At 69.5% G+C, this 22,261-nt stretch carries 21 protein-coding genes; 14 read left to right on the top strand and 7 right to left on the bottom strand.

The annotated features are described in order from the left end of the window. The 3 genes from FV230_RS10785 to FV230_RS10775 form a co-directional block, all read left to right on the top strand. The coding region (locus FV230_RS10785) for an NAD(P)H-dependent glycerol-3-phosphate dehydrogenase (RefSeq protein ID WP_147842376.1) at nt 1-955 on the top strand (955 nt) is incomplete at its 5' end. Beyond that, entirely contained in the window at nt 952-1,410 is a 459-nt protein-coding gene (locus FV230_RS10780) for an opioid growth factor receptor-related protein (protein WP_147726024.1), read from the top strand. The genes FV230_RS10785 and FV230_RS10780, both read left to right, overlap by 4 nt. A 23-nt stretch (nt 1,411-1,433) precedes the next feature. Then, nucleotides 1,434-1,850, top strand: coding sequence for an EVE domain-containing protein (locus FV230_RS10775; protein ID WP_147726025.1), 417 nt, complete (start codon nt 1,434-1,436; stop codon nt 1,848-1,850). A gap of 72 nt (nt 1,851-1,922) precedes the next feature. On the opposite strand, the gene FV230_RS10770 is transcribed toward FV230_RS10775, so the two are convergent. Beyond that, nucleotides 1,923-3,470 carry a HAMP domain-containing sensor histidine kinase gene (locus FV230_RS10770; RefSeq protein ID WP_147726026.1) on the bottom strand — a complete coding sequence of 516 codons (1,548 nt, stop codon included), beginning with the start codon at nt 3,468-3,470 and terminating at the stop codon, nt 1,923-1,925. A 255-nt stretch (nt 3,471-3,725) separates the two neighbouring features. On the opposite strand from FV230_RS10770, the gene FV230_RS10765 reads away from it, so the two are divergent. The 5 genes from FV230_RS10765 to FV230_RS10745 all read left to right on the top strand — a co-directional run bounded on the left by FV230_RS10765 (nt 3,726) and on the right by FV230_RS10745 (nt 8,445). Next, nucleotides 3,726-4,181 (top strand): (2Fe-2S)-binding protein, encoded by a 456-nt coding sequence (locus FV230_RS10765; RefSeq protein ID WP_147726027.1) that lies wholly within the window; start codon nt 3,726-3,728, stop codon nt 4,179-4,181. Nucleotides 4,182-4,280: 99 nt separating this feature from the next. Beyond that, on the top strand, nt 4,281-6,497 hold the full coding sequence (locus tag FV230_RS10760) for a xanthine dehydrogenase family protein molybdopterin-binding subunit (protein ID WP_147726028.1): 2,217 nt from the start codon (nt 4,281-4,283) through the stop codon (nt 6,495-6,497). Nucleotides 6,498-6,661: 164 nt separating this feature from the next. After that, a complete protein-coding gene (locus FV230_RS10755) occupies nt 6,662-7,363 on the top strand; it encodes a uracil-DNA glycosylase family protein (protein WP_147726029.1) in 702 nt (233 codons plus the stop codon). Between the two features lie 12 nt (nt 7,364-7,375). Beyond that, nucleotides 7,376-8,095: an orotidine-5'-phosphate decarboxylase gene (pyrF, locus tag FV230_RS10750; protein WP_147726030.1), complete on the top strand. Its 720-nt coding sequence runs from the start codon at nt 7,376-7,378 to the stop codon at nt 8,093-8,095. 5 nt (nt 8,096-8,100) lie between these two features. Further along, nucleotides 8,101-8,445, top strand: coding sequence for a DUF1330 domain-containing protein (locus FV230_RS10745; RefSeq protein WP_147726031.1), 345 nt, complete (start codon nt 8,101-8,103; stop codon nt 8,443-8,445). Nucleotides 8,446-8,455: 10 nt separating this feature from the next. On the opposite strand, the gene FV230_RS10740 is transcribed toward FV230_RS10745, so the two are convergent. After that, complete coding sequence (locus FV230_RS10740) at nt 8,456-9,082, bottom strand: TetR/AcrR family transcriptional regulator (RefSeq protein ID WP_147726032.1); 627 nt, start codon at nt 9,080-9,082, stop codon at nt 8,456-8,458. Between the two features lie 144 nt (nt 9,083-9,226). Here FV230_RS10740 and FV230_RS10735 point away from each other — a divergent pair, with 144 nt between their 5' ends. Next, entirely contained in the window at nt 9,227-9,997 is a 771-nt protein-coding gene (locus tag FV230_RS10735) for a glucose 1-dehydrogenase (RefSeq protein ID WP_147842375.1), read from the top strand. 87 nt (nt 9,998-10,084) lie between these two features. Next, complete coding sequence (locus FV230_RS10730; RefSeq protein ID WP_147842374.1) at nt 10,085-11,833, top strand: methyl-accepting chemotaxis protein; 1,749 nt, start codon at nt 10,085-10,087, stop codon at nt 11,831-11,833. 61 nt (nt 11,834-11,894) lie between these two features. On the opposite strand, the gene FV230_RS10725 is transcribed toward FV230_RS10730, so the two are convergent. Continuing rightward, nucleotides 11,895-12,092, bottom strand: coding sequence for a hypothetical protein (locus FV230_RS10725; protein ID WP_147842373.1), 198 nt, complete (start codon nt 12,090-12,092; stop codon nt 11,895-11,897). A gap of 353 nt (nt 12,093-12,445) precedes the next feature. After that, the gene (locus FV230_RS10720) at nt 12,446-13,555 is read right to left on the bottom strand and encodes a Gfo/Idh/MocA family oxidoreductase (RefSeq protein ID WP_210248624.1); all 1,110 of its coding nucleotides are present in this window, start codon (nt 13,553-13,555) and stop codon (nt 12,446-12,448) included. A 159-nt stretch (nt 13,556-13,714) separates the two neighbouring features. On the opposite strand from FV230_RS10720, the gene FV230_RS10715 reads away from it, so the two are divergent. After that, nucleotides 13,715-14,548, top strand: coding sequence for a hypothetical protein (locus tag FV230_RS10715; RefSeq protein ID WP_147842372.1), 834 nt, complete (start codon nt 13,715-13,717; stop codon nt 14,546-14,548). Nucleotides 14,549-14,572: 24 nt separating this feature from the next. Here the strand turns inward: FV230_RS10715 and FV230_RS10710 are convergent, their stop codons facing one another. The 3 genes from FV230_RS10710 to FV230_RS10695 all read right to left on the bottom strand — a co-directional run bounded on the left by FV230_RS10710 (nt 14,573) and on the right by FV230_RS10695 (nt 18,958). After that, complete coding sequence (locus FV230_RS10710; protein ID WP_147842371.1) at nt 14,573-16,372, bottom strand: NADPH-dependent assimilatory sulfite reductase hemoprotein subunit; 1,800 nt, start codon at nt 16,370-16,372, stop codon at nt 14,573-14,575. 186 nt (nt 16,373-16,558) lie between these two features. Next, nucleotides 16,559-18,331 (bottom strand): flavodoxin domain-containing protein, encoded by a 1,773-nt coding sequence (locus FV230_RS10700; protein WP_147842369.1) that lies wholly within the window; start codon nt 18,329-18,331, stop codon nt 16,559-16,561. Nucleotides 18,332-18,442: 111 nt separating this feature from the next. Further along, nucleotides 18,443-18,958: an Lrp/AsnC family transcriptional regulator gene (locus FV230_RS10695; protein WP_147842368.1), complete on the bottom strand. Its 516-nt coding sequence runs from the start codon at nt 18,956-18,958 to the stop codon at nt 18,443-18,445. A gap of 234 nt (nt 18,959-19,192) precedes the next feature. On the opposite strand from FV230_RS10695, the gene FV230_RS10690 reads away from it, so the two are divergent. The 3 genes from FV230_RS10690 to cysN form a co-directional block, all read left to right on the top strand. Then, the gene (locus tag FV230_RS10690; RefSeq protein ID WP_147842367.1) at nt 19,193-19,987 is read left to right on the top strand and encodes a phosphoadenylyl-sulfate reductase; all 795 of its coding nucleotides are present in this window, start codon (nt 19,193-19,195) and stop codon (nt 19,985-19,987) included. Beyond that, nucleotides 19,984-20,919 (top strand): sulfate adenylyltransferase subunit CysD, encoded by a 936-nt coding sequence (gene cysD / locus FV230_RS10685; RefSeq protein ID WP_147842366.1) that lies wholly within the window; start codon nt 19,984-19,986, stop codon nt 20,917-20,919. Before FV230_RS10690 ends, cysD begins: the two co-directional genes overlap by 4 nt. Beyond that, nucleotides 20,919-22,261: sulfate adenylyltransferase subunit CysN (gene cysN / locus FV230_RS10680; RefSeq protein WP_147842365.1), on the top strand; the 1,343-nt coding region annotated here is incomplete at its 3' end. The genes cysD and cysN, both read left to right, overlap by 1 nt.

Raw genomic sequence — 22,261 nt, 5'->3', positions numbered from 1 at the left:
GGGCACGGCCCTGGCGAACGCCGCCGCCGCGGCCGGGCGCCCGGTCACCCTGTGGCTGCGCGACGCCCGATCCGCCGCCACCCTCGAATCCGAGCGCGAGAACCCGCGCTACCTGCCGGGCGTGAAGCTGCATCCGCGCATCCGGGCGACGGCCGAGGCCGACGACCTCGCCGCCGCCGAGGCGGTGCTGCTGGTCACGCCGGCGCAGACTTCCCGCGCGGTGCTCGGGCAGCTCGCGCCCGCCTTCGCGCCGGGCACGCCGGTGGTCCTGTGCTCGAAGGGCATCGAGCGGACGACCGGCGCCTTCATGAGCGCGGTGGCGGCCGAGGTGCTGCCGGCGGGTACGCCCGTGGCGGTGCTGTCCGGCCCGAGCTTCGCGGTGGACGTCGCGCGCAACCTGCCGACGGCGGTCACTTTGGCGGCCGCGGATGCGGACCTCGCGGCGCGCCTCGCGCGCCTGCTGTCCGGCCCGGCCTTGCGGCTCTACCACACCGACGACGTCCGCGGCGTCGAGATCGGCGGCGCCGGCAAGAACGTGCTCGCGATCGCATCGGGCATCGTCGCCGGGCGCGGCCTCGGCGAGAGCGCGCGCGCCGCCCTGATCGCCCGCGCCTTCGCCGAGCTGATGCGGTTCGCGCGAAGCTTCGGCGGCCGGCCCGAGACGCTGATGGGCCTGTCGGGGCTCGGCGACCTGGTGCTCACCGCATCCTCCGCGCAATCGCGCAATTTCGCCTTCGGCCTCGCCCTGGGGGCGGGCGCCACGCCGGAAGCCGCCGCCGGCGGCAAGCTCGCCGAGGGCGCCTTCACCGCCACCGCCCTGGTCGGGCTCGCCCGCGGGCAGGGGATCGAGATGCCGATCGCGGAAGCCGTCGCGGCGATCGTGGCCGGGCGGGCGAGCGTCGAGGACGTGGTCGCCGCGCTGCTCGCCCGCCCGCTGAAGGCGGAATCCGAATGACTTCGATCCAGGCCTTCCTCGCGGGCGGCGGCACCGACGGCGCCGGCCGCACGCTGGCCACCGTGCTCGCCTTCGACGACGACCGCATCGAGGCGGTCCACGACTTCATCCAGTGGTGCTTCCCCCTCGAGCAGGCGAGCCGCGCGGTGCCCGGTGCGCCGGTGCTGACGCCGGCGGAGGCGGACTCGATCCGTCGCGATCCGGCCGCCCGCGAGGGCCTGAGCGCGGCGCTCGCGCGGATGCGTCGGTTCTACGCCGACACCGATCGCTGGCTCGCGCCCCACGACCACAACCACCTGCGCATCACCCGCATCCTCACGGCGATCCGCGACCTGCTCGGCGAGGCGGAGGCGCAAGACTTCTACGCGTTCGCGACCGCGCGGAACGCAGGTGCCGGATCGCCGATCAACCCGGCGAGCCTCGCCTTCTGGGCCGCGGCGGTCGGCCGGTCCTGATCTTCGAGCAAGCGACGAGACGCATGCCCCACTGGCTCTACAAGTCCGAGCCCGCGACCTGGTCGTGGGCGCAGCAGGTCGCCGCCGGGGAAACCGGCACGCACTGGAACGGGGTGCGCAACCACCTCGCCAAGAAGCAGCTCATGGCGATGCAGGTCGGCGACCTCGGGTTCTTCTACCACTCGAACGAGGGCAAGGCCGTCGTCGGGATCGTGCGGGTGATCAAGCCGTACTACCCGGATCACACCGACGCGAGCGGCCGGTTCGGCATGGTCGACCTCGCCGCCGTCGAGACGCTGCCGAATCCCGTCACCCTCGACGCGATCAGGGCCGAGACGGCGCTCAAGGACATGGTTCTCGTCAACAACTCGCGCCTCTCGGTGCAGCCGGTGACGGAGGCCGAGTGGGCGCTGATCCGGGCGATGGGCGGGCTCGGCTGATCGCCTGACAGGGCATCGTGCGGGATCGCATCCGCCTCGCGCGAGCCGGACCTCATCGCGCCTGGGGATGCGTCAGGCGGCCCTGGCGGCGGGCTTGGCACGGACCGACGCCGCGGGCTTCTCCGGCTCCGGTCCGACGGCGACGGCGGCGAGCGTGTCCATCACCCGGCTCGCCGGCAGCGTGACGATCACCTCGGTGCCCTCGCGCGGCTTCGACTTCAGCGTGAAGTTTCCGCCATGCAGGTCGACGAGGCCCTTCACGATCGGCAGGCCGAGGCCGGAGCCCTGCTCCGCGGTCTTGATCGCCAGCGAGCCGCGGCCGAACGAGGACATCACGGTGCCGAGCTCGTCCTCCGGGATGCCGGGGCCGCTGTCCTTGACCGCGACGTACTGGCCGCCGGAGCTGGTCCAGCCGACCTTGATCGTGATCTCGCCGCCCGGCGGCGTGAACTTCACCGCGTTCGAGAGCAGGTTCAGCACCACCTGCCGCAACGCCCGCTCGTCGGCCCAGAGCCGCGGCAGGGTCTCGTCGACGAAGTCCAGGAAGGTCTGGTTCTTGCCGCGCGCCTTGAGCCCCATCATGTGGCGGCATTCCTCGACGATGTGGGCGAGCTTCACCGCCTCCTCGTTGAGCTCGTAGCGGCCGGCCTCGATCCGCGAGAGGTCCAGGATCTCGTTGATGAGGTTCAGGAGGTGCATCCCGCTGTCGTGGATGTCGTTGGAATACTCGCCGTAGCTCGGCGCGGTGTGCGGGCCGAACACCTCGTTCTTCATCACCTCCGAGAAGCCGAGGATCGCGTTGAGCGGCGTGCGCAGCTCGTGGCTCATGGTGGCGAGGAAGCGCGACTTGGCGAGGTTCGCCTCCTCCGCCCGGCGCCGGGCCTCGTCGGAATTGGCCTTGGCCTCCTCCAGCTCGCCGAACACCGCGTCCTTCTCCGCCCGCGACTGCAGCGCGCCGATGGTCGAGGTGTAGATGCGGCGGGCAAGGCCGAGGAAGAAGATCTGCGAGCCGATCGCCATCGCGACCAGCATCACCGCGTCCATTTGGCGAGTGAAGGCGAGCAGGCACAGGGTCGCCAGGGCCAGCGGCACCAGGGCGGCGACGGCGGCGGCGGGAACGGTGGCGGCCACCATCGTCGCGACCGCCGCCGCGATCACCAGGCCGAACATCGCGAAGTGCCAGCCGCCGACCGCGCCGAGCCCGATCAACGCCGACCAGCTCAGGCTCTGCAGCACCTCGCCGAAGGCGAAGCGGCGGCGCCAGCGCGCGAGCGACACCGTGTCCGGCTCGGCGCGCAGGAAGCTCCGGCTCATCGACGCGTTGAGGGTGATCATCAGGAAGGCGCACAGCGCCCAGAGCGACGCGACCAGCGGCTCGACCCAGAAGCAGGCGGCGCCGGCCAGCGCCATCGCGAACAGCCCGAGCGGGATGCCCGCGCCGGCGCGATACTGCGCGTAGAGGCGCAGCAGCTCGTAGTCGAACGCCCGTTCGAGGCCCGTCTTCGAGGTCAGCTTCTCGCGGACCGAGCGCATGTCGCGCGCGACGCCACGGCGGCGCACGGCCTCCTCCGACGAAGGACCGCGGCCGCGCTGCACCATCTCGACCGTCAGTTCGGACATCGGCCTCTTCGAAGGCTGGACGTAGGGGGCGCCGGCGCGGGGTGCCCGACCGCAACATGCGGCGGATCGACGATGCGCGGGATGTGTTAAGAACGGCCTGCCGCGAGGGCGAGGATTGTCGCCATCGCGCGAAGCGTGCACTGACGTTCCGGACCGTTCGCGGTTCGTGCGCGGTTCGTGCGCGGACGCACATCTTGTGGATGCGTCCGAGGATTAGCCATCGACGGCATAAGTTCTGCGCGCGGGAGATCTCGGATGTTGAACCTCACCGTGAACGGCGTCCGGCACACCGTCGACGCCGATCCCGAGATGCCGCTGCTCTGGGCGCTGCGCGACCACCTCGACAAGACCGGAACCAAGTACGGCTGCGGCATCGCGCAGTGCGGCGCCTGCACGGTCCATCTCGACGGCCAGCCGGTCCGCTCCTGCCAGACGAGGATCGGCGACGTCGGCGAGGCCAAGATCACGACGATCGAGGGCATCTCGGGCCGCGTCGCGGAGGCCGTGCAGGGCGCCTGGCGCAAGCTCGACGTCGTCCAGTGCGGCTACTGCCAGTCCGGCCAGATCATGTCCGCGATCGGCCTTCTCACCGACAACCCGAAACCGTCCGAGGCCGACATCGACGGCGCGATGGACGGCAACATCTGCCGGTGCGGCACCTATCAGCGCATCCGCGCGGCGATCCACGAGGCCGCCCGCACCCTCGCCTGATCCGGCTCGTCCGCGCGTCCCTTCGCGCGGATCGCACGGCCCGTCGCTCGCCCCCTTCGAACGCCCTTCGCCCGTTCCCGAACTGACCGGAGCCACGCCATGCTGAAGATCCGTCAGACGGACCCGCGCTCTCCCCGCGCGACCCGCCGCAGCTTCCTCGCCGGCGGCGCCGCCGCGACGGGCGCGATCGTCATCGGCTTCCGCCTCGATCTGAAGAACACCGCCCGCGCCGCCGCCGGTCCCGACCTGTCGGGTGTGAAGGCCGATCCGAACGCCTTCGTGCGAATCGGCGCCGACGACACCGTGACGGTGATCATCAAGCACCTCGACATGGGGCAGGGCAACACCACCGGCCTCGCCACCATTCTCGCCGACGAGCTCGATGCGGACTGGTCGCGGGTGCGCACCGAGTTCGCGCCGGCCGACGCCGCCCGCTACAACAACCTGCTGATGGGCCCGATCCAGGGAACCGGCGGCTCGACGGCGATCGCCAATTCCTGGTTCCAGCTGCGCAAGGCCGGCGCCGCCGCCCGCGAGATGCTGGTCGCGGCCGCCGCCTACCAGTGGAAGGTCCCGGCGGCCGAGATCACCGTCGCGAACGGCGTCGTCCGGCACGCGGCCTCGAGCCGGCAGGCCCGGTTCGGCGAGCTGGCGGCCTCCGCCGCGACGCTTCCGGTGCCGCAGGAGCCGCGCCTGAAGGACCCGAGCCAGTGGACGCTGATCGGCCAGCGTACGCCGCGCCTGGATTCCGCGGCCAAGACCGACGGCAGCGCCGTCTACGCCCTCGACATCCGTCGGCCCGGCCAGGTCACCGCCGTCGTTGCCCGCCCGCCGCGCTTCGGCGGCACGGTGAAGAGCTTCGACGACGCCGCGACCCGCAAAGTCGCGGGCGTCGTCGACGTCGTCGCGATTCCCTCCGGCGTCGCGGTCGTCGCCAAGGACACCTGGTCGGCGATGAAGGGCCGGGAGGCGCTGAAGGTGGTGTGGGACGACGGCGCGGCCGAGACGCACTCCTCCGACGCGATCCTCGCCGGCTACCGCGAGCAGGCCAAGCGCCCCGGCCTCGTCGCCTCCGAGCGCGGCGACGCGGAGGCCGGCATCAAGGGCGCAGCCAAGGTCCTGGAGGCGGAGTTCACCTTCCCCTACCTCGCGCACGCCGCGATGGAGCCGCTGAACGCGACGATCGAGCAGGCGCCGGACGGCGGCTACGACGTCTATGCCGGCCTGCAGTTCCAGACGATCGAGCAGGCCACGGTCGCCGCGGTGATGGGCACCACCACCGACAAGGTCCGCCTGCACACGCAATGGGCCGGCGGCTCGTTCGGCCGGCGCGCGACGCCGACCGCCGACTACATCGCCGAGGCCGCGACCATCCTCAAGGCGACCCGGGCCAAGGCGCCGGTCCACCTCGTCTGGACCCGCGAGGACGACATGTCCGGCGGCTACTACCGCCCCACGGTCTACCACAAGGTCCGCGCCGGGCTCGACGCCAAGGGCGGGATCGTCGGATGGCAGCACGTGATGATCGGCAAGTCGATCATGATCGGCTCGCCGTTCGAGGCGATGATCGTCAAGAACGGCATCGATTCGACCACCGTCGAGGGCGCCTCCGACACCGCCTACGCGCTCCCGGCCTACCGCTTCGAGGTCCACAACGCCCGCGAGGGCGTGCCGGTCCTGTGGTGGCGCTCGGTCGGGCACAGCCACACCGCGCAGGCGATGGAGGTGTTCATCGACGAGCTGGCGCATGCCGCCGACGTCGACCCGCTCGCCTACCGGCTCTCGCTTCTGACCGGAGCCCCGCGCCTCTCGGGCGTCCTCAAGCTCGCCGCCGAGAAGGCGGACTGGGACGCCGGCAGCAAGGCCAACGGCAAGGGCCGCGGCCTCGGCATCGCCGCCCACGAATCGTTCGGCTCCTACGTGGCGATGGTCGCCGACATCACGGCGGAGGACGCCAAGGTGAAGGTCAACCGCATCGTCGCGGCGGTCGACGTCGGCGTGGCGGTGAACCCGGACGTGATCCGCGCCCAGGTCGAGGGCGCGGTCGGCTTCGCGCTGTCGTCGGTGCTGCGCAACCGCATCACCCTCAAGGACGGCGTGGTGCAGGAGAAGAACTTCGACACCTACGAGCCGACGCGCATGAGCGAGATGCCCGTGGTCGAGGTCCACATCATGCCGTCCTCGGCGGCACCGACCGGCATCGGCGAGCCGGGCGTGCCGGTGCTCGCGCCGTCGATCTCCAATGCGATCTTCGCCGCGACCGGGCAGCGCCTGCGCTCGCTGCCGCTCGACCTGGCCGGCTTGAAGGGCGTGTGAGGTTCGACACGCCGCGGATGCGGGGCAGGGCGTAGCGTCGGCCCGCTTCCCAGAGCTTCGAACCCAACTGCAACCACGGCGCGGGCCTCGTCCCGCGCCGTTTCTTTTGGTCGCGTCGGTCCGGGCTCGCCGAAGCGCGACGCGGTGCCCATGTCGCATCCAGCATGGACACCGCCTTCGACCGCACCGCCGCGCGCCTGCGCGCCTGCCGGATCTGCCGCGACGCGCCGCTCTACGGGCCGCCGCTGCCGCAGGAACCGCGCCCGATCGTCCAGGGGACCGCCACGGCGCGGCTGTGCATCGCCAGCCAGGCGCCCGGAACGCGGGCGGACCGCACCGGCATCCCGTTCATGGACCCGTCGGGGGTGCGCCTCCGGTCCTGGCTCGGTCTCGACGAGTCCGCCTTCTACGACGCGAGCCGGGTGTCGATCGTGCCGATGGGCTCGTGCTTCCCGGGGCTCGATGCCAAGGGCGGCGACAAGCCGCCGCGGCGCGAATGCGCCGAGCGCTGGCGCGACGAGCTCTTCGCCGGCCTGCCGCATCTCGAGCTCGTCCTGGTGATCGGCCAGTACGCGCAGGCGTGGCACCTCGGCAAGATGCCGGACGGGCTCACCGGCACGGTGCGGCGCTGGCGCCAGATCCTCGCCGAGCCGCGTGCCCCGCGTGTGCTGCCGCTGCCCCATCCGTCCTGGCGCAACAACGGCTGGCTCAAGCGGGAGCCCTGGTTCGAGGCCGAGCTACTGCCGGTGCTGAAGGCCGAGGTGGCCCGCGTCATGGCGGGCGGGGTCACGGCGAACGGAGTCATGGCTTCCGGTGTCATGGCTGCCCCCGCGGGGGCGCGATTGACACCGCACCCGGCCGCGTGATCGGGAACTGCGATGCGAGATCAGCCCAACCCGAGCCCGACCGACCCGCGCGACCGCCTCATCGTCGCCCTCGACCTCGACGACCCGGCGGCGGCCCGCGCGCTGATCGACCGGATCGGGGACGCGGCGACGTTCTACAAGATCGGCTACCGCCTGGCCTATGCCGGCGGGCTGTCGCTGGTGCCGGAACTCGCCGCGCGCGGGCTCAAGGTCTTCCTCGACCTCAAGCTGCACGACATCGGCAACACGGTGGAGGAGGGGGTGCGTGCGCTCTCCGGCCTCGGCGCGACCTTCCTGACGGTGCATGCCTACCCGCAGACCATGCGCGCGGCGGTGCGCGGGCGCGGCGCGTCCGACCTGAAGATCCTCGCGGTGACGGTGCTCACCTCCTACGACGAGGGCGACGCGCGCGAATCCGGCTACGCGCTGCCGATCTCCGACCTCGTCGCGCACCGCGCCTTCCAGGCGGCCGAGGCCGGCATCGACGGCATCGTCTGCAGCGCCTTCGAGGCGGAGGCCGTCCGCACCGTCGTCGGCCCGGGCAGCCTGATCGTGACGCCGGGCATCCGCCCGGCCGGCAGCGCCGCCGGCGACCAGAAGCGGGTGATGACCCCGGGCCAGGCGCGCGCGGCGGGCATCGACCACGTCGTCGTCGGCCGCCCGATCACCGCTGCCGCAGATCCGCGCGCCGTGGCACAAGCGATCCTCGCCGAGATGGCAGCACAGGAGTGACGAGAATGACGCGCGGCTACTGGATCGTCCGGGTCGATGTGCGGGACGCGGAGGCCTACAAGGACTACGCCGCCTCGAACGGCGCCGCCTTCGCCGAGTTCGGCGGCCGCTTCCTCGTGCGCGGCGGACGCTTCGAGGCGGTGACCGGGACGGCGCGTGCCCGCAACGTAGTGATCGAGTTCGCGAGCTACGACGACGCGCTCGCCTGCTGGAAGTCGGACAGCTACCAGGCCGCGCGCGCCAAGCAGAAGAACGGCGCCGATGCCGACATCCTGATCATCGAGGGCTACGACGGCGAGCAGCCGAACGTCGGCATCGCGCCGGAGCCGGCCAACCCCGCATCGGAGTGACCGACCCGTCTTAGCGGCCGGCCGGTCGCAGGCTTCGCAGCAGGAACGCGATCATCACGTCGAGGTCCGGCACGGGGGCGTCGGGATACTGGCTGACCAGCAGCGGATGGCTGTAGCGCGCGATCGCCGTGTGCAGGCAGCGCGCCGTGCCGGCCGGATCGTCCGTCTCGAACTCGCCGCGCGCGACGCCGTCGACGACGATCCGCTCGAACACCGCCCCGATCCGGTCGACGTGATGGCGGCAGACCTCCCAGCTCTCGCTCATCGCCGCCTCGATCATCTCGTGCATGCGCGGGAAGGCGCGGCAGCGCTCGGAGGTGTCGCGGTACAAGGCCCCGATCACCGCCGTCAGGCGGTCCGCGGCGCGCGAGCCCGGGGCGTCGGCGATCGTCGAGATCAGCGCCTCGACCTCGCCGACCAGGCGCTCGACCACCGCCTCGTTGATCGCCTTCTTCGAGTCGAAGAACCGGTAGACGTTGGCCGGGCTCATCTTCAGCGTCTTGGCGATGTCGGCGACGGTGGTCTTCTGGTAGCCGATCTCGCGGAACGAGCGCTCGGCCGTCGCCAGGATCCGGCAGCGCGTCGTCGGCGCGCTCTCGTCGCTCTGGATGCGTTCTAGGTCGACGGCGATGGTCATGGACCGAGCGTATGCCGCAATCCGGCAAAGCGTCAAAATGTCGGACCGCGCACCTGTGAGGAACCGGGCCGCGACGCCCGAATTGGCCCGCTGAAACGGCCCGATGGCGGGGCCGGACCACCTCCAGCAGCGAAGCCGGCACCGATGAAGCTCGAAGGCAAGAAGGCCCTGATCACCGGTGCGGATTCCGGGATCGGCCGGGCCACCGCACTCCTGTTCGCGCAGCACGGCGCGGACGTCGCGATCACCTACAACACCGACGCGGACGGCATCGCCGAGACCGCGCGCCTGGTCGAGGAGACGGGGCGCCGGGCGCTGGTGATCCAGAACGACGTCGGCGACCCGGCCTCCGTCACCGCCACCTTCGACCGCATCGCCAGCGACCTCGGGCCGATCGACATCCTGGTGGCCAATGCCGGGCAGGCGATGAGCGGGATGGCGGTGGCGGACATGGAGGATGCGCGGCTGGAGCAGATCCTGCGCGTGAACCTGATGGGGCCGCTGTTCTGCGCCCGCGCCTTCATCAAGATGCGCCGGGTGCAGGGCGGCCGCGGCAAGATCGTGATGGTCTCGTCGGTCGCGCAGCACCTGCCGACGCCGGAAAGCGCGCCCTACGGCATGTCGAAGGCGGGCGTCGGATCGCTTTGCCGAAGCCTGTCGCGCGAGCTCGCCGAGGACAAGATCAACGTCAACAACGTCGCGCCCGGCCTGATCGAGACGCCGATGACCGCCGACCGCTTCGAGGACCCGAAGGTGCTCGACAAGTCGCTCGAGCGGATCCCGTGGCATCGCGCCGGGCAGCCCGACGACATCGCCAAGGCGATCCTCTACCTCAGCAGCGACGATGCCGACTACGTCACCGGGCACACCCTCGTCGTCGACGGCGGCCTGACGATGCAGTGGGGCGGCGCCTGAACCGCGACCGGCCGTTTCGACCGCGTCCCTCGCATGATCCCGGCAGCGTTAACAGGATGGTAGCGGACTTCAGTCACATCTGAGGGTATGCTGTTCCAGTTCAGAACCAGAGCCCCAGCGCGCACCATCGACGCCTCCACGCCAGTGGAGGCGATCGAGCAGCCCAAGCCCGTGGCGCCCGTGGCGGCCGTCGCGGCGCGTCTCGACGGCGACGTCGTGAACGCCATCGAGGAAGACGTCCGCTCCGCGATCGAAGGGGTGAGCCGCTCGATCGAGACCGCGCAGAGCGACGTCGCCGAGATGAAGGGCGGCCTCTCCGCGATCCGGGCGCAGATGGACGACCTCATCCAGGTCTCGCGGAACGCGGCCGCCGCGACCGCGAGCCTCGCCGGCCAGACCGGAAGCCTGTCGACCCTCGCGAGCCAGACCGCCGCGGCCATGTCTCAGGCCGGCGGTCATCTCGACCATGCCGGCGATCGCGGCTCCGAGGCGCGCGCCCTGATCGCGACGCTGGCCCAGGCCGGCAACGAGATCGCCGGCATCGTCGACACGATCGCCGCGGTGGCGCGGCAGACGAACCTGCTCGCGCTGAACGCCACGATCGAAGCCGCCCGCGCCGGCGAGGCCGGGCGCGGCTTCGCGGTCGTCGCCGCCGAGGTCAAGGCGCTCTCGGTCGAGACGGCGCGGGCGGCCGAGGAGGTGCGGACCCGCGTCCTGCGCCTCCGGGAAGGCGCCGCCGCCTCCGGCGCCGCGATCGAGGCCGCGGCCGGGGCCATCGAATCGGTCCGCCCGTCCTTCGCCAGCGTCCGGGAGATCGCCGACATCCAAGCCCGCACGGTCACGAGCATCGTCGACGAGGCGACCCGCACCTCGGACCTCGTCGCGCATCTCGACGCGGATGCGGGCTCGGCCAGCGCCGCCGCGTTCGACCTCGACCGCCAGGCGGAGCGCATGCAGTCGGCCACCGCGTCCGCGGCCGAGCAGGCCGGCCGCCTGGGCCAGCGCTTCGTCACCGTGGTCTGCCAGAGCGAGCTCGGCGACCGGCGCCGGTTCGATCGTTACCCGGCCGACCTCCAGGTCCGCCTGCCGGATGGGCGTAGCACCCGCACGGTCGATCTGAGCGAGGGCGGCGTCCTGCTGCGCGCGCCGGAGGGGGAATCCATCGCGGTCGGCGCCGGCATCGCCATCGCGATCAACACCGTCGGCGAGGTCCAGGCGCAGGTGGTGGCGACGAGCGCGATGGGGGTGCACTGCGCGTTCCAGGCGAACGACGGCGCGTTCCGCGACAAGCTGCTGGCGAAGATCGCGTCGATCCACGCGGAGCACGCGCCCCTGATCGTCAAGGTCCAGGCCCTGGCGGCGCAGGCCGCGTCGATCCTCGAAGGAGAGCTGGCCGCGGGGCGCGTGTCGGAGGCGGCCCTGTTCGACACCGACTACCAGCCGATCGCCGGCTCGAACCCGGCGCAATTCATGACGCGCTCGGTCGAGCCGATCATGCGGTTGCTCGGACCGATCCTCGAGGCGGAACTCGGGCGGGACGAGCGGATGATGTTCTGCATCCTGACCGACCGCAACGGCTTCCTGCCGTTCCACAACCGGGTCTACTCGCAGCCGCAGCGCAGCGACGACCCGATGTGGAACCACGTCAACGCGCGGAACCTGCGGATCTTCGACGACCGGACCGGCATCACGGCGGCGCGTTCGATGTGGCCGGTGACGCTTCAGGTCTACCGGCGCGAACTCGGCACCCAGATCATCATGGTGACCGAGGTCGACGCACCGCTGAAGATCAACGAGCGCCACTGGGGCGGCTGCCGGACCGCCTATCGCTTGTGACCGACGCGGGCCGGAGGGCCCGCATCACCCTGATCGATCGAACGCCGAAAAAGCAGACGGCTTACGAACCGAACTGCGAGCCGAGCTGCTCGAGGTATTCGGCGAGGTCGACGCCGCCGACGCGCTTGCCGTAGTCGAAGCGCATGCCCTGGCGGATGTCGACCGCCGCGCTCTTGGTCGTCAGCGTGAACGGACGGACGCAGACCCAGGCGCCGTCGCGGCGGTGTTCGAAGTATCCGAGGATTTCGTGCTTGGCCATGTCTCGGTCCCGTACGGATTTTCGGGATAACGAGCACGGCCCGACTTCGTTCGACGCGCGCGGAGATTTATCCGCATCTTACCGTCAAGCTTTGGTCTTTGCAGGGCAGCACGTGTTTGTTGCGAGGCAACATGGCAACGCACGACGAACCTTGTTCCGACGCGCATGAGCTGGGCGCTTCGTCGATCGCCGCCTCCCGCGCGTCCCTGGTGCCGAGATGCCGCGCAGCGACACCGCAGACGGCCGCGCGATCCCGAGGGCTTGCTGCTTACGTGGTCCACTCGGCGCGATCACTTCAGCACGCCGGGCTTGTTGAGAGCGAGGCAGGTCGCATCGCCGTCCGCTCGCCGCGTTCAGCCGCCCGGCTTGGCGGCGTTGACGAGGTCCGGGGGCGTGATCTCGGGCAGCGCGATCGCCTGCGACGCATCCGGCCGCGTCCGGCGTCGCATCGGCGCGAGGGCCTGCGGCTGGCCGGTCTCGAGCGCGCGCTCGATCGCGGCAAGGATGCGGACGTCGGCCAGCCCCTCCTCGCCGTCCGGCTCCGGCACGCGGCCGTTCAGGATGCAATCCGAGAAGTACCGCGTCTCGGCCCCGAACTGGTCGACGCTCGGATAGGATAGGGCTTCGGTTTCGCCGCCACGGGTCAGCTCGCCCGCGAGCGACTGGCCGAAGGTGAAGCCCGGCGCCATCAGGAGGTCGCCCTCGGGCCCGGCGATGCGGTAGGCGTCGACCGAATCGGTCTCGTAGGAGACGGTGAACTGCGCGAGGCGGTCGCCGGGGAAACGGAGCGTGACCGCGACGGTGCCGTGGAAGGCGTAGGGGCTTCCCGGCCGGCGGGTACCGTGGGCGTGGACCTCGACCGGCTCGTCGGCGAACAGGTTGCGCACGGCGTTGATCGGATAGGTACCCATGTCCGGCACCGGCCCGGCCCAGTAGCCCTGGTGCGCGCGGTGGTTCTCGGTCGCGACGTGCTGGCCGAAGGTCGCGGTGAAGACCAGCGGCTCGCCGATCGCGCCGGTCCGCACCCGCTCGATCGCGTCGAGGGTGCCGGGCTCGAAGTGCAGGCGGTAGGCCAGCATCAGCCGGGCGTTGCCGCGCTCGGCCGCGGCGATGATCGCCTCGCACTCGGCGACGCTCGTCGCCATCGGCTTCTCGAGCAGCGTATGGATGCCGGCCTCCAGCGCGGGCACGGCGTATTCGCGGTGCATCCCGTTCGGCAGCGCGAGGTAGACCGCATCGAACAGGCCGGAGGCCAGCGCCTCGGCGTAGCGGTCGTAGGAGAAGGTGGTCAGGCAATAGCGTTCGCCGAGCGAAGCGGCCTTCTCCGGATCGCCGGTGACCAGCGCCGTGATCGTGGAATTGCCGGTCTGCGCCACCGCCGGCATGAAGGCGGCCTGCGAGATCCAGCCGCCGCCGACCACCGCGTAGCGGATCTTCGATCCAGTGATATGCCCCAAACTCACTCGCAGCCTCCGTATGGCTATTGCAACGCCAAGTGAGCGCCTATGTTTCATCGGCGGATGGGCTGATCTCGAGATCTGAAATAACGCTAAGGCAGGCCCGCTACGTGTGGCGAGCAGGCGCTCGTTGCATCCAGAGCAGCGCAATCTAGTGAGGCTAATTTGGCCAGACCGGGGAAATATGTCGCTCTAATATGGGATAATTCATTATCTAAAGATAGCAATCTATCTCAAGAGATAGAAAGTATTGGGCTTACTCTTCACGAAGTGGAGAGCATTGACGCCGTACTGGATATTAAGTTCAACAATACGTTATTGTTTTTCTACGTCGTAGATAAATTTAATGGCAAATTTAATAATCTATCTGAACTAAAAAGAAAATATAGATCAAAGAAGTTTATCTGTATTGATATGTTGGGATTTGAAAGTCTTAAAGAATTATGCGACGAAAACAATATTATTTATATCCGTAGAAAATTTGATGCTGACCGCTTCGAGACTTTTGTTACGGGCCAATGCATCGATGTCCTAAGGAGCTTTTCTAATCCAGGACATGTAGAACAGTCGGAAACTTATCAATCGAGCAAACTATCTGAAAGGATCGATACGGCCGCTTACGCGTTGCGAGATCTACGCCTAAACTCGACCGGAGAGATCGTTGAAGAACTATTGAGTATTAGTCGGGCCTTAAAAGAAAATCGTTTGAAAAGCTCGTCAGATACATCAAGACGCGATGTAAGCGTTAAGGGAGAAACGAAAAACGCTCTTCAGACAATAGGAGGTATTTTCGACGCGATAGAAAACAGCGGCCTTGCCGCAATCGTTGTATCGGGTGCAGTCACCGCAGTTATCGGTTGCGGTGGATGGTCAGCAGTAGCCTGTCAGACAGTTTGTTTAGCTTCGTGGCACGGAAAAGAAGCTCTCATAGCCGCAATAGACAAACTACCTGGGCCAAAAATTCGGCAAAAACGGCAGAAATCTGCCGAAATCGCCTGATGTGAATTCAGGACCCAAGCCTAATCAAATCGTTACAAGCTTCAGCGCGCCGATGTTGTCGTGGAAGTCGGGCCCGTTGGTGGTCTTTGCCACGTGGCCGGCGCGGACGAGGTAGTCGCCGAAGCGCTCGCCCGGATTGCGGCCGCGCGCGTAGTCGGCGAAGAGCGGGTCGAGGGTGTCGCGGATCTCGTCGGCCTTCACGTCCTCGCGGTAGAGCTTGCCCAGGCGCGAGCCGTCGAAGGCGGCGCCGAGGTAGAGGTGGTAGCGCTCGGGGCCGCGGCCGACGAGGCCGATCTCGGCGATGAACGGGCGGGCGCAGCCGTTCGGGCAGCCGGTCGAGCGGATCGTGATCTCGTCGTCCTGCAGGCCGTGGCGGGCGAGGCTCGCCTCGAGCTCGGTCATCAGGTCGGGCAGGTAGCGCTCGCTCTCGGCCAGGGCGAGGCCGCAGGTCGGCAGCGCGACGCAGGCGATCGAGTTGCGCCGCAGGGCGCCGGCGCCCTTGGTGAGGCTGTATTCGTCGACCAGCGCCTCGATCGCCGCCCGCTTCTCGGAGGGCACGTTGGCGATGATCACGTTCTGGTTGCCGGTGAGGCGGAAGTCGCCCTCGTGCTCGGTGGCGATCCGGCGCAGGCCGCTCAGGAACTTGGGGCCGTCCTCGTAATCCTTGATCCGGCCCGACGGCACGTACAGCGTCAGGTGATGGCGGCCGTCGTCGCCTTCGGTCCAACCGTAGCGGTCGCCGTTGCCGGTGAAGGTGAACGGCTTCGGGTCGGCGAAGGCCTTGCCGACGCGCTTCTCGACCTCGGCGCGGAACGCCTTCAGTCCGTAGCGCTCGATCGTGTACTTGAGCCGGGCGTTCTTGCGGTTGGTGCGGTTGCCCCAGTCGCGCTGCACCGTCATCACCGCTTCGGCGACCTTCACCGCCTCGTCCGGCTTGCAGAACAGCATCAGGTCGGCGGTGCGCGGGAAGGTGTCCGGCTCGCCGTGGGTCATGCCCATGCCGCCGCCGACGGTGACGTTCCAGCCGGTGAGCTTGTTGGCCTTGTCGAGGATCGCGATGAAGCCGAGGTCGTGCGCGAACACGTCGACCTCGTTCGAGGGCGGCACCGCGACGACGATCTTGAACTTCCGCGGCAGGTAGGTCTTGCCGTAGACCGGCTCGAACTCCTCCTCGCCGCCGACGACCTTCTCGCCGTCGAGCCAGATCTCGCGCCAGGCATTGGTCCGCGGCAGCAGCGAATCGGAGATGTCCTTGGCCAGCTCGTAGGCCGCGGCGTGCGCGTGGGTCTGGGCCGGGTTGGTCGCGGCCATGACGTTGCGGTTGACGTCGCCGCAGGCAGCGATGGTGTCGAGCAGCGCGGCGTCGATCGCCGCCATGGTGCGCTTGAGGTTCGACTTGATCACTCCGTGATACTGGAAGGTCTGGCGCGTCGTCGCGCGGATCGCGTCGCCGGCATAGGTCGTGGCGATGTCGTCCAGCGCCAGCCACTGCTTCGGGCTGATGACGCCGCCGGCGATGCGCAGGCGGATCATGAAGGCGTAGGCCTTGTCGAGCTTCTTCTTGGTCCGCTCCGGGCGCAGGTCGCGATCGTCCTGCAGGTACATCCCGTGGAACTTCACGAGCTGGCCGTCATCGTCGGAGATCGCGCCGGTGGCGTGCTTGAGCAGCCCGTCGGCGAGCCCGCCGCGGAGATAGCCGCTGGCGATCTTCAGGTGCTCGTTGTGTGCGAGCCCCGCAGCCCGCGCGGCCTCCGCCTCGTCGATCGGGCGGCCGGTCGGCGGGGTCTCGTAGACGCGCTCGGAAGCAGGCTTGTGGTCGTCCATGGCGGTGATCCGTCTCGATTCGTTTCGACTGCCGACGCATCTCCCTCCCCCCTTTGCGGGGGAGGGTGGCCCCTGCGTCAGCAGGGGTCGGGAGAGGGGAGCGCCGTATCCGGCATCGTCGCTCCCCTCTCCCGACCCGCTTCGCGGGCCACCCTCTCCCGCAGGGGGGAGAGGGAAGAGGTGGCGTCAGTACACGTCCTGCTGGTAACGCCCGGCGCGCTCAAGGGCCGACACCGCCGCTGCGGCATCGTCGGCACTCAGGCCCTTCACCGCCGCGTAGGCGTTCTCGACCGCGACGCGGACGTCCTTGGCCATCGCCTTGGCGTCGCCGCAGACATAGAGGTGCGCGCCGCCCTCCAGCCACTCCACCAGCTCCTCGCGATGCTGGTCGATGCGGTGCTGCACGTAGAGCTTCTCCGGCTGGTCGCGCGAGAACGCCACGTCGATCTTGGTGAGCGAGCGGTCCTCCAGCGCCTCCTGCCATTCGAGCTGGTACAGGAAGTCGTGGGTGAAGTGCCGGTCGCCGAAGAACAGCCAGGAGCGGCCAGTGGCCTCGACCGCGCGGCGCTCCTGCACGAAGGCGCGGAACGGGGCGACGCCGGTGCCGGGCCCGACCATAATGATGTCGGTCGCCGGGTCGGCGGGCAGGCGGAAGTGGCGGTTCGGCTTCAGCCGGACCCGGAGCTTGGCGCCGTCCGACATCCGGTCGGCGACGTGGGTCGAGGCGACTCCGGTCCGCGCCCGGCCGTGGGTCTCGTAGCGCACGGCGGCGATCACGAGGTGGACCTCGTCGCCGACTTCCTTGCGCGAGGAGGCAATCGAGTAGGCGCGCGGCGGCAGCGGACGGGTGATGCCGCCGAGATGCTCGGCGGTCAGGGCCGCCGGGTAGGTCTCGATCAGGTCGATGAGGTGGCGGCCCTCGATCCAGGCGCGGACCTCGCCTCTCTCGATCAGCCGCTTGGCCTCGTCGTGCCCGGTCGCTTTCACGAAGCGCTCGACCGTGGCGGCCGAGAGGGTGGTGATGTCGCGCTCGGCGAGCAGCGAGCGGCGCAGGGCCTCGTCGCCGGTCAGGCCGGTCGCCTTCAGGATCTCCTCGACCAGGGCCGGGTCGTTCTCCGGGTAGATCTCGAGCGAGTCGCCGGGCTCGTAGGCGGGCGCGCCGTCCTCGAAGGCCAGCGCGAGGTGGATCGTCTCCTTGTCCGAGCGCGACGAGTTTAGGTTCACGTGCTCGACCACCTCGACCACGACCGGCTCGCGGCTCGGCTCGGCATCCTCGTCCTCGGCAGCCGTGGCGCGGGCGAAGTCGACCGCCACGACGTTGTCGGCGGCGACCGGGGCCGGCGCCAGCGCCTTCAGCGTGTCCTTGATCCAGGCGGCGGCCGGCGTCTCGTAGTCGAGGTCGAGGTCGGCGCGCTCGGCCGCGCGCTTGCCGCCCAGCGCCTCGAAGCGCGCGTCGAGCGCCTTACCGATGGCGCAGAACTCGGCGTAGGAGGTGTCGCCGAGCGCGAGCACCGCGAACTCGACGCCGTCCAGGCGCGGGGCGCCGTCGCCCATCATGGCGTTGTAGGTGTGGGTCGCGCGGGCGGGCGGCTCGCCTTCGCCCCAGGTCGCGGCGATGGCGACAAGCTTGCCGGCCTTCGGCAGCACGGCGAGGTCGAGATCGGCGAAGTCGATGACCTTCGGCTTGAAGCCCTGCTTGCGCGCGAGCTTGGCGACGGTGCCGGCCAGGGCCTCGCAGTTGCCGGATTCGCTGGCGTAGATGATCGTCAGCGGCTCGGCGGCCTTCGGCGGAGCGGCCGGTGCCGCCGCAAGCTGCCCGCCGGCCGCGTCGATCCCGGCGAGGAAGCCGGCGAGCCAGGCGCGCTGGATCGCGGTGGCGCCGCCGAGCACGGCGTCGAGGCTGGCCCGCTCGCTGTCGCCGAACGGCGCGGTGTGGGGAAGAAGGCTTTGGCGTGACATCGGAAGACCATGTCGTGGGGCGGAAGGCCCCTGTCAACGGGAAAACGTCCGTTTTACAGAACGCTTGATTTGGAGAAGGAGTCGATCGTCGTTGCGGCGCAAAAAAGAACTTTATTCTCCGACCGCCACGAGGGTCGGCGGCAATCCCTGGATCTGGCGGCCGTTCGTCGGCGGCGCGGGCAGCGGCAGGGCCGTCGTCGACTTCACCTTCTCCATCGCGAAGCGCGAGGTGACGTTCTTCAACGGCAGCGTCGCGATCAGGCGCTTATATAACGTGTCGTAGGCGCTCATGTCGGCCACGACGACGCGGAGCATGTAATCAACGTCGCCGGCCATGCGGTACAATTCCAGCACCTCGGGCATCGCCGAGACGGTGCCGGCGAATCGCTCTAGCCATTCGCGCGAATGGTCGGCGGTCTCGATCGAGACGAACACGGTGAGCCCGAGGCCGAGCTTGACCGGGTCGAGCACGGCGACGCGGCGGTCGATCACCCCGTCGGCCTCGAGGCGCTGGATGCGCTTCCAGCACGGGGTCTGCGACAGGCCGACCCGCTCGCCGATCGCGGCGATCGACAGGGTCGCGTCCGTCTGCAGCAGCGCCAGGATCTTCAGATCGATCGAATCCACGGCCAACCTCGCATCTCGACGTCGCTTCGCCATGCGGCCCATGCAGGGCGCCCATGAGAAGGAACTTCCATTTCCGCGCAACCGATCCCGATTGCGGCGTGTTGCCAGGGCTTACTGCATCACAGCGCAGGGCATCCGGGCCTCGCGGCGGCGCCTTGACACCGTTCGTTATAGCGAACATCTCAGGGAACAACCAGTGCCCCTGGCACGACCCGGCCCGCGAACGAACAGGCGATGACCCTTTCCACCCCCCAGGCGGCGGCCGATCTCGCCGCCCAGCTCAAGCCCCTCGACCTCAAGGGGCGGATCGCCCTGATCGAGGCGACGATCCCCGGACGCCTCGTCTTCACCACGAGCCTCGGCATCGAGGATCAGGCGCTGACGCACGCGCTCGCGATGGCCAAGGGCCGGACCGAGATCGTCACCCTGGATACGGGGCGGCTGTATCCCGAGACCTACGACGTCTGGGCGGAGACGGAGGCGGCTTACGGCATCCGCATCCGCGCCTACGCCCCCGAGCGGCGATCTGAGGAAGCGTTCGTGCGCGAATCCGGCATCAACGGCTTCCGCCATTCGGTCGAGGCGCGGCAGGCCTGCTGCGGCTTCCGCAAGGTCGAGCCGCTGGGCCGCGCCCTCGACGGGGCGGCCGGCTGGCTCACCGGCCTGCGCGCCGGCCAGTCCGCCAACCGCGCCGACACGCCGCTCGCGGAGTTCGACGAGAGCCGCGACCTGATCAAGCTCAATCCGCTGGCCGACTGGACGCGCGAGGACGTCGACCGCTTCGTGCGCGACAACTACGTGCCCTACAACGTGCTGCACGATCGCGGCTTCCCCTCCATCGGCTGCGCCCCGTGCACCCGTGCCGTCCGCGTCGGCGAGCCCGAGCGTGCCGGCCGCTGGTGGTGGGAGCAGGAATCCAAGAAGGAATGCGGCCTGCACGTCCACGTGCCCGAGGCCGACGTCGCGCCCGGCGAGGAAGCCGCGGCATTCGAGACCACGCAATCCCACAGACCGGAGATGGCCCGATGAGCGCCGCACCCGCGATCCAGGCGCAAGCCGGCAGCCGCCTCACGCACCTGCAGCGGCTGGAAGCCGAGAGCATCCACATCTTCCGGGAGACGGTCGCCGAGACCGAGAACCCGGTGATGCTCTACTCGATCGGCAAGGATTCGTCGGTGCTGCTGCACCTGGCGCTGAAGGCGTTCGCCCCCGGCCGCCTGCCGTTCCCGCTGATGCACATCGACACGACCTGGAAGTTCCGCGAGATGATTGCCTTCCGCGACGCCCGCGCGAAGGAGCTCGGCCTCGACCTGATCGTCCACACCAACCAGGACGGGCTCGCCCGCGGCGTCGGCCCGATCAGCCACGGCTCGGAAGTCCACACCGACGTGATGAAGACGCAGGCGCTGCGGCAGGCGCTCGACAAGAACAAGTTCGACGCGGCCTTCGGCGGCGCCCGCCGCGACGAGGAGGCCTCGCGCGCCAAGGAGCGGATCGTCTCCCTGCGCACGGCCCAGCACCGCTGGGACCCGAAGCGCCAGCGGGCCGAGCCCTGGCACCTCTACAACCTGCGCAAGAAGCGCGGCGAGAGCCTGCGCATCTTCCCGCTCTCCAATTGGACCGAGCTCGATATCTGGCTCTACATCGAGCAGGAGCGGATCCCGATCGTGCCGCTCTACTTCGCCGAGCCGCGGCCGGTGGTCGAGCGCGACGGGCAGCTGATCATGGTCGACGACGACCGCCTGCCGCTGGAGCCCGGCGAGACGCCGACCTTGCGCAAGGTCCGCTTCCGCACGCTCGGCGACTATCCGCTCACCGGCGCGGTCGAGAGCGGCGCCGACACGCTGCCGGCGATCATTGGCGAGACGCTGGCCGCCCGCACCTCGGAGCGGCAGGGCCGGGTGATCGACAAGGACGGCGCCGGCGCCATGGAGCGCAAGAAGCAGGAAGGCTACTTCTGATGACGGTCCACCCCTCCAAGGACGCGTTCGACGCGCCCGAGTTCGGCTACGCGTCGTTCCTGGCCGCGCATCAGAGCAAGGAAGTCCTGCGCTTCATCGCCTGCGGCTCGGTGGACGACGGCAAGTCGACGCTGATCGGCCGCCTGCTGCACGACACCAAGCAGATCTTCGACGACCAGATCACCGCGCTCCAGCGCGACTCGAAGAAGCACGGCACGCAGGGGCAGGAGGTCGACCTCGCGCTTCTCGTCGACGGCCTCCAGGCCGAGCGCGAGCAGGGCATCACCATCGACGTCGCCTATCGGTTCTTCTCCACCGACAAGCGCTCGTTCATCGTCGCCGACACGCCCGGCCACGAGCAGTACACCCGCAACATGGCCACCGGCGCCTCGACCGCCGACGTGGCGGTGATCCTGGTCGACGCCCGCCAGGGCCTGACCCGCCAGACCCGGCGCCATGCCCTGCTGGTCTCGATGCTCGGCATCCGCCGCGTCGTGCTCGCCATCAACAAGATGGACCTCGTCGGCTGGTCGCAGGCCACCTTCGACGGGCTGGTGGCGGGCTTCTCCGCCTTCACCCGGGATTTCGGCTTCGTCGAGGTCCGGGCGATCCCGCTCTCGGCCAAGAACGGCGACAACGTCGTGCTGCCGGCGGTCTCCGCGCCGTGGTACCAGGGTGGCCCGCTGCTGGCCTATCTCGAGAGCGTGCCGGTGCACGAGGAGGCGCTGGCCGCGCCGTTCCGCATGGCGGTGCAGTGGGTCAACCGCCCGAACTCTGAGTTCCGCGGGTTCTCGGGCCTCATCGCCGCCGGCACGGTGAAGCCGGGCGACGCGGTGGCGATCGCCCCGTCTGCGCGCACCTCCACGGTGGCGCGGATCGTCGGCCCGGACGGCGATCTCGCCAGCGCCCAAGAGGGCCAGTCGGTCACCCTGGTGCTCGCCGACGAGGTCGACGCCTCGCGCGGCAGCGTCATCGCCGCCGCCTCGCATCCGATGCAGGTCTCCGACACCCTCGACGTGCGCCTGTTCTGGGCCGCCGAGACCGAGCTCGCCCCCGGCACGGCGCTGCTCGCCAAGGTCGGCACCGTCACGGCCAACGCCGTGGTGGACCGCATCCGCAACCGCATCGACCCCGAGACCGGGCAGCCCGGCCCGGCCGAGAAGCTCGTCGCTAACGACATCGCCGACGTCACGCTCAAGCTCGACCGCGCGGTGCCGTTCGACCCCTACGCCGAGACCCGCGACACCGGCGGCCTGATCCTGATCGATCGCGAGAGCACGGACACGGCGGCTTTGGGCCTGGTTCAAGCGCCGACGCGGGCGGCCGCGGCCGCCCCGACGAG

The organism is Methylobacterium sp. WL6, from assembly GCF_008040095.1.
Classification (GTDB): Bacteria; Pseudomonadota; Alphaproteobacteria; order Rhizobiales; family Beijerinckiaceae; genus Methylobacterium.
The sequence above is the reverse complement of the archived record's forward strand: the minus strand, read 5'-3'. Positions and strand labels throughout refer to the sequence as shown.